Below are 12791 nucleotides of genomic sequence, written 5' to 3' on the forward strand. Positions count from 1 at the left end.
GGGGTGCGGTCGGTGATTTGGCAGGACCGAACCACTTCGACCGGTGCTCGGTTTCGGACAGCTACATCAGGGCGGCCGTGAGCCGGCAGACGTTGTCCACGTAGCGCCGCCGCCACGGCTCCTGCAGCCACTCCTGCAGGGTGAGTTCCCGGGAGACCGAGCGGTACCGCTCATCGTTCTCCTGCAGCCGTTTCACCAGGTCGCCGCCGAAACCCAGGAGCATCACCTCGTAGGTCAGGGTGAACGAGCGGAAGTCCATGTTCGAGGAGCCGATCACCGCCACCTCGTCGTCCACCGTGAGGTACTTGGCGTGCAGCACGGCCGGGGCCGGGTAGAGGTGGATGTGCACCCCGGCCTCCAGCAGGGTGCGGTAGTACGAGCGCTGGGCGTGCCCGACCAGGAACTGGTCGGCCTCCTCACCGACGAACAGTTCCACCTTGACCCCACGGTAGGCCGCGGTGGTGATCGCCGCCAGCAGCGACTCGTCCGGGACGAAGTACGGGCTGGTGATCGCCACCCGCTCGGAGGCCATGTGGATCAGGCTGACGAACAGCCGCAGGTTGGGCTCGGTGGGAAAACCCGGGCCGGACGGGACGATCTGCATCGCACTGGTCGCCGGGATGCCCACTTCCAGCACGGTCCGGCGGGGTTCGGCCAGCTGCCCGGTCTCGATGTACCAGTCGGTCGCGAACACCGCCTCGACGGCCAGCACCACGTCCCCACGCACCTGCAGGGACAGGTCCTGCCAGTTGCGGCCCACCCGGCGGTTGCGGTCGCTGCCGTAGTAGGGGGCGATCAGGTTGTGCGAGCCGACGAACGCCACCTCACCGTCGACGACCAGGAGCTTGCGGTGGTTGCGCAGGTCGGGGCGGCGCCAGCGGCGCTCCAGCGGCTTGATCGGCATCATCAGGTGCCAGTCGATCCCGGCGTCGGTCAGCCGCTGCTGGAAGCTGCTCCAGCCCGGGTATTTCCGTGAGCCGATGTGGTCCAGCAGCAGCCGCACGTGCACCCCACGGGCCACCGCCCGGGCCAGCGCGGTGAAGAAGCCGTCGGTCCGGGCGTCCCAGCTCATGATGTAGAACTCGACGTTCACGTAGTGCTCGGCGCCCTCCACCGCGGCGGCCATCGCGGCGAACGTCTCGTCCGGATCGTCGTACAGCGCCTCGGGGGTGCCCTGCACGCAGGGCAGGCCGGTGAGCTGCCGGTTCTGGTGCAGCAGCCCGGCCAGGGCGGCCGACGGCTCGACCCCGCCCGGGTGCAGCGGCAGGTGCGAGGTGCGCTCGGCCAGAATGTGGTTGGCCTGGGCCTGGATCCGCTGCCGGCGGCCGTGCACGTAGGGGCTGCCGATCAGCCAGTACAAGGGAAATCCGACCACCGGCAGGAAAAGAATCAGCAACAGCCAGGCCGAGGACGAGGACGGCCGGCGGTTCTCCGGGACGGTACCGATCGCGAAGAACTTGATCAGGTACTCGCCGACCAGGAATACGTAGGTCACTACCTGTTCCCAGTCCATAGCTGCAGCTTAGGCGCATGATCGGGGGAAACCGGCCGGGAAGAGGGCCGTGAACTCACGGTGGCGGGCAGATTCACTCTCGGCGACTGTCGGGTCCGGTCGCCGATTGACGGATTATGGTTTCCCGGTGATCTGCGAGAATGGTTGGGACGGCAGCTCGAACGGTGCACAGCGCCGCGGGCGGCGAGGTTCCGCCCGCAGTCGGACCACGGCCTGGGCGGCCTGAACGCGGTGACGGGGAGTCATGACCAACAGCCTTGAGAGCGATCTCGCAAAGATCGACGAATTGCTGCTTCGGCTGTGCGAGCACGCGGACGCCACCATGCGGCGCTCCACCACCGCCCTGACGCTGTCCGACGTGGCCCTGGCCCAGGAAGTGATGGACAGCGACCAGGAGGTCGCCGCGGTGCACCTGGAGCTGGAGAACCAGCTGCTGTACTCGATGGCCCGGCGCAACCCGGTGGCCCGCGACCTGCGCCGGCTGCTGGCCGCGCTGCGGGTGGGCGCCGACCTGGAGCGGATGGCCGCCCTGGCCCGGCACGTCTCCAAACTCGCCCGGATGCGCTACCCCCGCTGCGCCACCCCGGGCCCCTCGCGCGCGGTGGTGCTGTCGATGGGCCGGGTGGCGGCCCGCGGCATCCGGCTCACCCACACCCTGCTGGTCGAGCGCGACGTCAGCATCGTGGACGAGATCATCGCGGTGGACGACGAGATGGACCGGCTGCACCGCTCGCTGCTGGCCCTGCTGGTCTCCCCGGAGTGGGAGCGCGAGCAGACGGTCGAGTCGGCGGTCGACCTGACCCTGATCAACCGCTTCTACGAGCGCTACGGCGACCACACCGTCACCATCGCGCACCAGGTGCACTTCATCGTGACCGGGGTCCATCGCGAACCCCGGCCCCGCGTCGTCGTCAGTCCCCGTAGTGCCGCTCTGGCGGTGCCCCGCTGATTTAGGGGCACCTCCTCGCTACGGCAGCGATTTCCAAGACACTCCCTACCAGTCGTGCACGGTGCCGTCGGCCAGCCGGTTGAACGGCAGATAAGCACGCTGGTAGGGGTGTTTCGCGGCCTCGGCCAGGTTCAGCTCCACTCCCAGGCCGGGCTGCTCACCCGGATGCAGCAGGCCGTCGGTGAAGGTGAAGCTCTGCTCGAAGACCTCGTCGGTGCGGGCGCCGTGCTTCATGTACTCCTGGATCCCGAAGTTGTGGATCGCCAGGCCCAGGTGCATCTGCGCGGCCAGGCCGACCGGTGAGATGTCGGTCGGGCCGTGCATTCCCGACTTGATCTGGTACTGGCCGGCGGAGTCGAGGACCTTCTTCGGGTGGGTGATCCCGCCGGTGTGGGTGACCGCGCTGCGCACGTAGTCGATCAGCTGCTCCCGGATGATCAGCTGGTAGTCCCACACGGTGTTGAAGATTTCGCCGATCGCCAGCGGGGTGGTGGTGTGCTGGCGGACCAGCCGCAGCGCCTCCTGGTTCTCGGCCGGGGTGACGTCCTCCAGCCAGAACAGGTCGTACGGCTCCAGCGACTTGCCCAGCTTGGCCGCCTGGATCGGGGTGAGCCGGTGGTGCGAGTCGTGCAGCAGCGGCAGTTCGGCGCCGAACTCGCTGCGTACCGCCTCGAAAACCGTTGGCACACGGCGCAGGTAGGAATGGGTGTCCCAGTCCTCCTCGGCCGGCAGATCGCCCCGCTGGGCTGGCTCGTGGTCGTAACGCCCACCGTCGTAGGGGGCGTTGGAGGCGATGCCGTAGATCGATTTCAGGCCGGGCACTGCCAGGTGTCCTCGATCCGGCTCGCGTCCCGCCCGATCAGCAGCGGCACCACGTGCTCCTCCAGGTACGCCACCACGGCCAGTTCCCGGCCGTTCAGGGTGCCGTCGCCGATCCCCACGATGCCCTCGTCGGTCTCCAGGCGCAGGGTGACGAAAATGCGATCGGGACTGGTGACCACCACGTCGGCCTTGACGAGCTTCACTCGGTTCTTCTCGGGTCCAAGGTCTGCGACTTGTGCCGTGGGGCTGACGCCAAGCCCTGAGGCGCTCGACGATCAGTGACACGGGCCACATGTTCTGACTGTTCTGGCCGTTTCGGCTAGGCCAATAGGGTGATTCCGCCCACGACTCTGGGTGACCGCACCGATACTTAGGAGTTAACCCCTAGTCCGGGAAGGTCATGCTGCTCAATCAGCCGATTGCCCGCTTGCCCCGGTCGCCGGTGCCCGCCCGCGCCGTCCTGGTGGTGGTGGCCGAGCTCGCTGTCACCACCGCCGCCTGGGCCGCGCTCTGGCTGTTCGGCCTGCCCCGCAGCTCGCTGCCGGTCATGTTGCTGGCCTGGGGCGCCTGCTTCGCGCTCTACACCGCCCCGGTCCAGGACCGGCTCACCCGCTGCACCGGCACCACCGGGCAGGCGGCGAACCTGCTGCTCACCGCCACCGCGATCTGGTTCGCGATGATCACCACCGAGGTGCCCAGCATCTATCCGGTGGTGATCGGCGCGCTGGCCACCGAGATCGCCCAGCGCGACTCCTCCACCCGGACCGCGCTGGTCGGGCTGCTGACGATGTTCGGCGGGACCGTCGTCGTCCAGTGGGCGGTGCACCAGGGCCGGGTCTCGAGCATCGTCGACCCGCGCGCGGCCGATCATCTGGCCGTCGTGCTGCTGGCCGTCGGCGCAGTGGTGCTGGTGCGCGGGGTGGCCGTGGCCCGCCGGTCGGCCTCCACCCGCGCCGAACTCCTTCAGGAGCAACGGCTGCGCCATGCGGAACTGCAGTACGCGGCCACCCACGACGCCCTCACCGGGCTGCTCAGCCGGCGCGGCCTGGAACCGGCACTGCACGCGGCCTGTGCGGCGGCCCGGCCCGGGCACGGCGTCGCCCTGATGTTCCTGGACCTGGACGGTTTCAAGGCGATCAACGACAGGCACGGGCACGCAATGGGGGACGAGTTGCTGGCGGCGGCCGCGGTCCGGTTCACCAAGGCGCTGGGTGAGGACGCTTCGCTGGCCCGGATGGGCGGGGACGAGTTCGTGGCCGTGCTGCGGGGCGTCGTCTCGGCGGCCGCGGCCCAGGAGCAGGCTCGGGTGGTGCAGGCCGCGCTGGACGAGCCGTTCCGGCTCGAGGCCGTCGTCCGGGTGGGTGTGAGCGTGGGACTGGCCTGGGCCGACAGTCCGACCAGGGTGACCGAGCTGACCCGGGACGCCGACCTGGCGATGTACCGGGACAAGCGCCGGCGCCGGCAGATCCGGCTGGACGAACTCAGCGACCGGGCACTGGTGGTGGGCTCGGGAACGGCTGGGCCAGAGCGTTGATGATCTGGTGCAGCTTGCGCCGCCGGGGCTCGGCCGGCCCGCGGAGGTCGGACAGTTGCGCATCGACCTGATGCAGCAGCACCCGGGCCTGCATGATGCTGCTGGCCCGGGGCGCACAGTCGTCCTCGGTCATCGACAGCAGCAGCTCGTCCAGCTCGATCAGTGTGGGCAGGGCTCGGCGGGCCGGTTCGTCCAGCCGCTGGACCGGGATCGCCGAGCCGTTGCGGACCGCCTCGGCCCGGGCGTCCTGCAGCAGGTTGCGGGCCTGCCGCAGCAGCGAGGGCCGGTCCTTCAGCCGGGTGTCGTCGATGCTCTGGTGCAGCAGGTGCTCGGCCAGTTCCAGTCGCGGGTCGAAGTGCACCTCCAGGTCCGGATCGGCGTCGCGGCCCCGCCGGGTGCCGCGCGGGCGCCGGCCCGGCCCGTCCTCCAGCTGCTGAGCGCCGACCAGGCCAAGCTCTGGAGACCTCATCGCGTTCTCCTCGGGCTCGTCCGGTCCGGGTGGATCCCACCGGCCCGCAGCAACGGTTCCAGCGATCCCGCGGGGTGTTCCAGGTACTGCTGCAACGCGTCTGCCATCGCCGGGCGACGGGGAGACAGGGCGGTGACCAGTTCGTCCTTGTCGTTCATGGTCAGGCCCCCGTCGTGCACATTGAGCCGGGCGGCCAGCGCGGCCAGCCGGAGCCGGATCGCCCCCACCGCGAGATCCGGATTGCGCTGCGCCCACCAGGAGACGACTTCCTCGGCGTACTGGTGCCCGGTGCGCCGGGCGGGGGAGAGGCCGTCGGTCTGGACCAGACCCGCGAACTTCTGCAGGTCCATCAGCCGGCGGCCGTGCTGCCGCACCAGAGCCTGGGCGCCTGCCAGCACGTGCTGGCAGCTGTCCTCGAAGAAGACCCGGGCCGCCCAGCCCAGGAAGCCTTCGGTGAACACGCTCGGGTCGTGCTCCTCGCGTGGCCGGGCCGGCACGTGGGCGAACACCTCGTGGGTCAGGATCGCGGGCAGCGACAGATAGGCCTCAGGGCCGAAATGCTGGGAGTGGACGAAGATCCGGACGGCCGCGTCCTCGTCCTCGAACACCACGCAGGCCCCGGCGGTGTACGGGTCGGCTGCTTCGAAGGGATGCTGCCGGGTGGGCAGCACCTGCCAGGAGATCCAGGGCCAGTCCTTCCCCAGCGGCCGGCCCGTGGCATCGCGGTAGAAGGCGTGCACCTGGTCGCAGACCCGTTCCAGGAGCAGGCCGATCGGGTCCGGCGGCTGCCGGGTGAGCTGGTCCAGCTCGCGCTGCAGCCCGCGGTAGAACTCCACTCCGGCGGCGTCGAGCTGGCCGTAGCTCACGATCAGGTCGATCTGCCGGCTCAGCGCATCCCGCAGCCGGTCCAGCAGCGCGCTCGGTGGCCCGGACAGATGCCGGGGCGGGCGCGCGCCGAACTGCAGCGTGCGCAACAGGGCCTGCGACTCCGGGTCGTTCCCGCGCCGGTCGGTCAGCTCGCCCAAACTCTCGTGCCACAGCAACAGCACGGCCCCGCGGGCCCGGATGCTCTCCAGCGCCCAGTCCGGCTCGGCACCAGGGGCCGGCTGCGGGCGCAGCCGACTCTGCGCGGGAGCCGTCACCGGTGGTCGTGCTGGGTGCCCGGGCCCATCGCCTGCGCCATCGACCGGTTGCCGCGCACCGACACCCAGCAGGTACGGCCCTCGTCGATCTCCGTCATGGCGTCACAACCCCCGTTTGCCGGCGCCCCAGGGGTGGGAGTTTAGGCCGCCAGCAGCAGCGGGCCCAGCACCCCGGCGCCCGTGCCGCGCCGAGGGGCGACCGGCAAAGGAACTGCGACCGAACGAGATTCACAGCGGTGATGAGAACCGGTACGAAAGCCCGAAACCGGGTGATCAGACTTCGGCGTTCGTCTCCAGCCAGTCGGCCACCAGCTTCTTCGGCGCCTTCTGCCGCCAGGCGGCGATCAGCAGCCAGTTCACCAGCGAAGGATCGGTGCCCGCGAGCTTCACCCGCACTCCGTCGAGTTTCTGCCCCCACCACAGCTCTTCGCAGCTGTCCGGCTGCTCGGCCACGGCGTTGTGCACGTCCTCCTCGGGCACGAACACGTGCACGCTGTCACGCTCGGCGGGCATGGTGGCGAAGATGCTGCCCCGCACCCGGAATGACGTCATTGCGAAGTGCGGCTGCTCGCGAGTCTCGGGCAGGCCGAGCGCGATTGCGCGAACCTCGACTTCGTCCATGGTCGTTTCCCTCTCGACCGACGGAACCGGACGGTCCGTAGCTTCCCGGGGACGGCTGGCTCCCGGATCACCGGTCAGCGTACTCCGCCCCGAATACTGACGGGTGAGTAGGTCGCGACCGGACCGGAACGACGAAGTGCCCGGCCGATGAAGACGGCCGGGCACTCGCCTCGCCTCAACTCCTCGACCCGGAGTTGATGACGTGCAGTGGTTCAGTTTCGGCGTTCTGTCACCGTGCTCGCGTACGCCGGTGCTGTGACCGTCAGCGAATCAGGTGGTCCAGCTCGCCCGACTTCGCGCCGGCCAGCCACGAGGCGAAACCGGCCGGGGCCAGCCGCAGGATCGGGCCGTGGCCGTGCTGCTTCGTGTCGCGCACCTCGACTGCGGCGGCGTGCTGCCGCATTTCGACGCACGAACCGTTCGCGCTGGAGCGGTCGGACTTGATCCACTGAGTCGGGTCGGGGGTGGTGCTCATCTCACGAACTCCTTCACTGGGACGGAAGTGACGTACAGTTCGCCGAAAATCTTCCTGTACTCGGCCAGTTCGCGCGCTGTCTCCATGTAGCGCGAGTCCAAGTGGCTTTCCGTGTAGACCACGGCGGGATCCGCCGCGTCGGGGAACTCCAGCATGGTGAACACGCCGCCCGCGATCCACGGGTGAGGACCGGCGGAGAACGGGCGGATTCGAATGTCGATCTGATTGCTCAGATCTACGAGATGGTCGATCTGATCCCGCATCACGTCTTCCGAGCCCACGACGTACCTCAACGCGGATTCCCCGAGGACAATCCGAATGTCGCAGGCCGGTTCGCTGGACATTAGCACGCGCTGGCGCTCTAACCGGAAATTGAGTCTCTTCCGTCGAACTTCGTCACTTTGATCCCGCAGGGTTCCGAGAATGGCCAGCGCATAAGCCGGAGTTTGCAGCAGCCCGTGCACCAGATCGCCGTCCCAGGCGCGCATTCTGCTGCAGGCCGCCTCCAGATCGGCAAGAAGTCCGAGATCTCCCGAAGCGACGTCTCGGTAACTGTCCACAATGCCCGGTTTGAGGGCACTTCTACTGAGGTGAATCAGCTCTTCGGTCTGGACATCGGGAATCGCATAAATCCGGGACAATTCTCTGATATCACCCGGTTTGGCCAAGGTCCTGCCGGATTCAATGCGATAGATCTTCGTGTGGTGCACCAGGAGTGCAGCAGCCGCGTCTTCCTGAGTCTTGCGCGCCCGTTCGCGCCACGTTTTCAGCCGCTGGCCCACTCTTCGCTGGGCCAGTGACGGTGGTCGTTCGTGCTTACTCGCTTCGGTGGCCATACCCCGCATCCCCTCGTGGTCAGCCTGTCTTTAAACCCATTCCCCGTGGCCGCTGCATTGCACTGCATGCATTCATAACCCTGCATAAGGCGGCCTGTGAGATGCAGGGTTGCACAGAACATGCCCTGTTCGCCACCTTGGGTGACATGTCCGATACGCGCAGTCGCAATGTGGCAGTACCTCGACGCCGCCGTCCGCTGCGCCGGGTCGAGCCGGCCGTAGCGCTCCATCGGGACGACGGTGGTACGTGTGAGGCGTGCGGGGCGATCTGGCCCTGTTCGGGGATCATTTCCACGCTCCGGACCGGCCGGGTCGAACTACCGCTGGTGAACGGGCGGGGTTACCACACCGGGGTCGCCATCACCGCGGCGATCATGGACGACCTCGTCATCATCTGGGCCGGTGACCGCACCCTGGCGGTGCTGCACCGGGCCCCGCTGGCCGACTGGCTGTGGCATCCGGCCGGGCGGCGGCTGATTCAGGACGACATCGTGCTCTATGACCAGGACGGTCGGCTGGGGCTGACCATCGATGAGGAGGCGGCGTACTTCGTGGACGACCAGGCGGTCGAGACGCTTCGTTCGGTGATCATGAGATGAGCGTGATCCCGAGACAGGAGGGCAACTCCGCGGCCGAGCTGATGGCCGCGCTGCGTTCCGAACTGGCCGAGGTGGAAAGGACTCTGGTGGGTCCGGCCGGCCCGGTCCGCTCGGAGGTGGACCGGGAGCGGGCGGTGGCGCGACGGCGGATGCGGCACACGGTCGAGGCACTGACCTTCGTGCTGGACGCTCATCCGGTGGACGGGCAGGGGCGGTGTCATACCTGTGGCCGGCTGCGCCGTTGTCCGGCCTCGGAACTGTTGCGGGCCTGGGTGTCCGGCTGGCTGAACACCGGGGGACTGGCCGACCGGAAGGAAGGGGATCCGGAGCTGGTCTCCAGTCGAAGACTCGATTAGCGGCGGCTTTTCACGAGGGTGAGGGCGGCGGTTGATGGTGCCGCCGCCTGGGTACTCGTTACGAAGATGATCCTGGCAGCAAGTGACTTTGCAGAAACTCCCCGGCTGGTTCACGGGGTCCCGGCCGGGGGGTTTCTGGAAGGCCACTTGGACGACTGAGGAAACGGAGGTGGTTTCTGGCTGCTGACCCGGTCCGGTTCGCTACCGGGCATCACGGTGGGTCGCGGGCGCTGACGCCCGAGTTCGCATGCGGATCATCCCCCCGCGCGTATCCCTCCCTCGCCGGCTGCGCGCCCGCGACCCACCTGATCTTGCGGCCTTGATCGTGGACAAGGCTCCCGGCGGCCTCCGGGCGCTGCGGGGTGAGCCGGCCGCCGGGGGCTTTGCCCACGATCACAGGCGTTCTCCCACGAACCGGGTGGGGGTGGGCGAGGCGCGCGCTCACCCCCACCTGAACTCTTATGATGAGGACCCATGCGCAAGCTCACGGTGATGACATTCCTGACCCTGGACGGCATCATGCAGGCGCCCGGCGGTCCGCAGGAAGATCCCAGCGGTGCTTTCCCGCACGGCGGCTGGTCTTTCGACTACTTCGACGAGATGCTCGGCGAGGTGATGGCCGGCGAGATGGCCGAGCCGTTCGACCTTCTGCTCGGCCGCCGGACGTACGAGATCTTCGCTGCCCACTGGCCGGACGCCACCCCGGAAGAAGGTGGCGAAGGGATCAACGCGGCCACGAAGTACGTGGCCTCGCGCAGTCCGCAGACCTTCCGCTGGGCGAAGTCGGTCCAGCTCGAAGGCGATGCGGCGCAGGCGGTTGCGGCGCTGAAGCAGACCGACGGGCCCGAGCTGCAGGTGCACGGCAGCAGCGACCTGATTCAGACGCTGCTGCGCGCGGGCCTGGTCGACGAGTTCCGGATCAAGATCTTCCCGGTGGTACTGGGCCGGGGCAAGCGGCTTTTCGGCGACGGCACCCTGCCGTCCGCGTTCCGGCTGGTGAGCACCCGGACCTCGGAGCGCGGGGTGATCGTCGCCTACTACCAGCCGGCCGGCGCCGTCACCACCGGGTCGTTCGCCCGGGAGTAGGTGCCGTACAGCTCACTTCGGCGGGTGCGGATGGGCGTGGACGCAGCAGTAGTGCGAGTCCAGCGGCAGGCAGTTGGTGAACGGCCAGAGCACCACCCATCCGGCTCGCCGGGGCCGGGGCTCGGGCAGGTCGCGCAGCAGCGACTCGCGGGCCGAGATCGCGGCGCGCTGGTGCGGCATCCGGGTGTACTCCAGCCGGTCTCCGGCCTGCGTGCTTTCTGACATGGCGCCGTTTCTCCCTGCGGCTCGGCCTGGAACGGGTGTCACTTGCTGTTGACGCTGTGTAATGTACTGATCAATGCGTCGCCAGTGACGGCAAGACACGGGGGAAAGTCATGGCAGAAGTGACGAGTCCGTACGACAGCGAGACCGCGGGCCCGGAGAACGACCCGGTCACCCTCACCCGGGGCCGCGACACGTCGGACATCTCCGAACTGCGCCTGCGGCTGACTCCGGACCTGCACGGCCAGCTTTCGGCGATGTTCGCCGGGTACGGCATCGGCTCGCTGGAGGAAGGGCTGCTGAAGTCGCTGGGTCTGTGGCGCTACGTCGACCGCAGCCTGCGCGAGGGCCGGCAGCTGGTGGTGATCGATCCGCAGCACCCGCAGGGGCCGTTCGACGTGATCGATCTGCAGAGCTGGTGACTACCAGTCCTTGACGCTCTGTTGCTCTTTGACGAAGGCAGCCATCCGCTCACCGATCAGCACGGCGGTGGCGGCCGGGCCGCGCGAGGGTGTGGTCGGCAGGATCGAGGTGTCCGCCACCCGCAGCCCGCTCACGCCGTAGACCCGGCCGTACTGGTCCACCACCGCGTCCGGATCGGTCTCGGGGCCCATCGCGCAACTGCCGCAGGCGTGGATCGCGGTGCCCAGGCGTGAGCGCAGCCAGGCGTCCAGCCGATTGTCGTCGTCCAGGGTGCTCTGGTCCAGCTCACTCAGATCCCGAAAGTACTTCTCGAAAGCTCTGGTTCGTAGCAGGGCCACCGAGACCCGGACAACCTCCCGCATCCGGCGCAGGTCGTCCGGGGTGCTCAGGTAGTTGTAGTCGATGCTCGGTGGCACCTGCGGATCGGCCGAGGTGGTGGTGATGGTGCCGCGGGACTCGGCCTGCTGCACGGCCACCGAGAAGGCCAGGTCGTTCCGGGTCGCGGCCTGCTGCCGGAGCCGGCGCAGCGAAACCCCTTTCAGATCACGGACGATGGCGACCGAACGGCGGACGATCGGCAACAGTCCGCGCAGCCGTACCCGACGCCCGGTGTGCAGGCCCAGGGCCTCGGCGAGCGGGCGTAGCTGAGGCAGGATCTCGAGGTCGCCGTCGTGCGGTGAGCCAGTTGCGCGGAAATTGAGGACGCTCTGGAACATGTCACGCTGATTCCGGCCGGTCAGGCGGCGTTTGGGGGTCCAGGCCAGCGAGATGTCCGGGTGGTCGGAGAAATTCTTGCCCACGCCCGGCGAGTCGTGAATGACTTCGATTCCGGCCGCCTTCAGCTCTTTGGCCGGTCCGATTCCGGAAAGAGCCAGCAGATGAGGAGATTTGATTGCCCCGGCGCTGAGAATCACCTCTCCCGCCGGAATCGTCTCGATCTTGCCGTGGCTCTCCACCTCCACGCCAGTTGCCCGTTTGCCTTCGAAGCAGACGCGGCGCACCGTGGTATTCCCGCGGACGACCAAGTTGGGACGTTTGCGCGCCGGGTTGATGTAGGCGAGGCCGGTGTTGATCCGCACGCCGTCGACCGCATTCACCGGTAGTGCCCCGTATCCGGGTTCGGTCTGGGCGTTCTTGTCCGGCTCGGCGGTAAATCCCAGTTCGGCACAGGCCTGCGCGAAGGCCCGGGTCACCGGGTGAACCTGCTGGGGTGCCCGGGTCACCGGCATCGGGCCGTCGTTGCCGTGGATCTCCGGGTCGGCAAAGTCGTGGTCGTTCTCGAGCTTGCGGTAGTACGGGAGGCATTTCTCGTAAGTCCACTCGTCATTGCCGGCCTGCGCCCAGGCGTCGAAGTCGGCTTTGCGGGCGCGCACGAAATACGTGCCGTTGATCGCGGTGGACCCACCCAGAATCTTGCCTCGCGCCACGAGATAGGTCAGCTCCGGCGTGAGGTGAGCCAGAAAGGCCCAGTTGTTCGGATGCCCCGGCATCGCCGCGCTCAGGCCGCCCGCATCCAGGATCTCGCTGGGAAAGTCTGCGGTGGTGCTCGGATCCGGCCCGGCCTCCAGCAGCAGCACCCGGCGCTGCGGGTCTTCGCTCAGTCGGGCCGCCAGCGGCGCACCTGAAGCTCCGGCGCCGACCACCACCACGTCAAACCTCACCACCCCAAGCTAACCGCCGGTCTCCGCTGGGCGGGCAGCGGGGCCGGGCACTGCGACAACCGGACGCCTGGTACGACTCGCCG

Annotated in this window: 14 protein-coding genes and 1 pseudogene; 6 read left to right on the forward strand and 9 right to left on the reverse strand. The window is 68.3% G+C overall.

The genetic code is table 11. The annotated features are described in order from the left end of the window. Nucleotides 1-61: 61 nt before the first annotated feature. Entirely contained in the window at nucleotides 62-1513 is a 1452-nt protein-coding gene (cls, locus tag LR394_RS18480) for a cardiolipin synthase (RefSeq protein ID WP_231443582.1), read from the reverse strand. 244 nt (nucleotides 1514-1757) lie between these two features. Between cls and phoU the strand changes: the two genes are divergently transcribed. Further along, complete coding sequence (phoU, locus tag LR394_RS18485; protein WP_231443583.1) at nucleotides 1758-2462, forward strand: phosphate signaling complex protein PhoU; 705 nt, start codon at nucleotides 1758-1760, stop codon at nucleotides 2460-2462. A 45-nt stretch (nucleotides 2463-2507) separates the two neighbouring features. Here the strand turns inward: phoU and LR394_RS18490 are convergent. After that, nucleotides 2508-3487, reverse strand: a pseudogene (locus LR394_RS18490) (enolase C-terminal domain-like protein). 197 nt (nucleotides 3488-3684) lie between these two features. Between LR394_RS18490 and LR394_RS18495 the strand changes: the two are divergent. After that, nucleotides 3685-4818: a GGDEF domain-containing protein gene (locus LR394_RS18495; RefSeq protein WP_231443584.1), complete on the forward strand. Its 1134-nt coding sequence runs from the start codon at nucleotides 3685-3687 to the stop codon at nucleotides 4816-4818. On the opposite strand, the gene LR394_RS18500 is transcribed toward LR394_RS18495, so the two are convergent. The 5 genes from LR394_RS18500 to LR394_RS18520 form a co-directional block, all read right to left on the reverse strand. Next, entirely contained in the window at nucleotides 4766-5287 is a 522-nt protein-coding gene (locus LR394_RS18500; protein ID WP_231443586.1) for a hypothetical protein, read from the reverse strand. The two genes, LR394_RS18495 and LR394_RS18500, sit on opposite strands and share 53 nt — an antisense overlap. Continuing rightward, nucleotides 5284-6429 carry a hypothetical protein gene (locus LR394_RS18505; RefSeq protein WP_231443588.1) on the reverse strand — a complete coding sequence of 382 codons (1146 nt, stop codon included), beginning with the start codon at nucleotides 6427-6429 and terminating at the stop codon, nucleotides 5284-5286. The genes LR394_RS18500 and LR394_RS18505 overlap by 4 nt, the downstream gene beginning before the upstream one ends. Before the next feature lie 273 nt (nucleotides 6430-6702). Continuing rightward, complete coding sequence (locus LR394_RS18510; protein ID WP_231443590.1) at nucleotides 6703-7050, reverse strand: MmcQ/YjbR family DNA-binding protein; 348 nt, start codon at nucleotides 7048-7050, stop codon at nucleotides 6703-6705. 262 nt (nucleotides 7051-7312) lie between these two features. Then, a complete protein-coding gene (locus tag LR394_RS18515; protein WP_231443592.1) occupies nucleotides 7313-7525 on the reverse strand; it encodes a DUF397 domain-containing protein in 213 nt (70 codons plus the stop codon). Next, entirely contained in the window at nucleotides 7522-8361 is an 840-nt protein-coding gene (locus LR394_RS18520; RefSeq protein WP_231443594.1) for a helix-turn-helix domain-containing protein, read from the reverse strand. Before LR394_RS18520 ends, LR394_RS18515 begins: the two co-directional genes overlap by 4 nt. 146 nt (nucleotides 8362-8507) lie before the next feature. Here LR394_RS18520 and LR394_RS18525 point away from each other — a divergent pair, with 146 nt between their 5' ends. The 3 genes from LR394_RS18525 to LR394_RS18535 all read left to right on the forward strand — a co-directional run bounded on the left by LR394_RS18525 (nucleotide 8508) and on the right by LR394_RS18535 (nucleotide 10402). Beyond that, entirely contained in the window at nucleotides 8508-8960 is a 453-nt protein-coding gene (locus LR394_RS18525) for a hypothetical protein (RefSeq protein ID WP_231443596.1), read from the forward strand. Between the two features lie 2 nt (nucleotides 8961-8962). Then, nucleotides 8963-9316 carry a hypothetical protein gene (locus LR394_RS18530; RefSeq protein WP_231443598.1) on the forward strand — a complete coding sequence of 118 codons (354 nt, stop codon included), beginning with the start codon at nucleotides 8963-8965 and terminating at the stop codon, nucleotides 9314-9316. Nucleotides 9317-9790: 474 nt separating this feature from the next. Next, nucleotides 9791-10402 (forward strand): dihydrofolate reductase family protein, encoded by a 612-nt coding sequence (locus LR394_RS18535; protein WP_231443600.1) that lies wholly within the window; start codon nucleotides 9791-9793, stop codon nucleotides 10400-10402. A gap of 12 nt (nucleotides 10403-10414) precedes the next feature. Here the strand turns inward: LR394_RS18535 and LR394_RS18540 are convergent, their stop codons facing one another. After that, complete coding sequence (locus LR394_RS18540) at nucleotides 10415-10627, reverse strand: hypothetical protein (RefSeq protein ID WP_231443602.1); 213 nt, start codon at nucleotides 10625-10627, stop codon at nucleotides 10415-10417. Between the two features lie 110 nt (nucleotides 10628-10737). Between LR394_RS18540 and LR394_RS18545 the strand changes: the two genes are divergently transcribed. Beyond that, nucleotides 10738-11046, forward strand: coding sequence for a hypothetical protein (locus LR394_RS18545; RefSeq protein ID WP_231443604.1), 309 nt, complete (start codon nucleotides 10738-10740; stop codon nucleotides 11044-11046). Here the strand turns inward: LR394_RS18545 and LR394_RS43045 are convergent, their stop codons facing one another. Beyond that, nucleotides 11047-12708 (reverse strand): GMC family oxidoreductase, encoded by a 1662-nt coding sequence (locus tag LR394_RS43045; protein ID WP_231443606.1) that lies wholly within the window; start codon nucleotides 12706-12708, stop codon nucleotides 11047-11049. Nucleotides 12709-12791: the final 83 nt, after the last annotated feature.

This window comes from Kineosporia babensis (assembly GCF_021129305.1).
GTDB classification, from domain to species: Bacteria; Actinomycetota; Actinomycetes; order Actinomycetales; family Kineosporiaceae; genus Kineosporia; species Kineosporia babensis.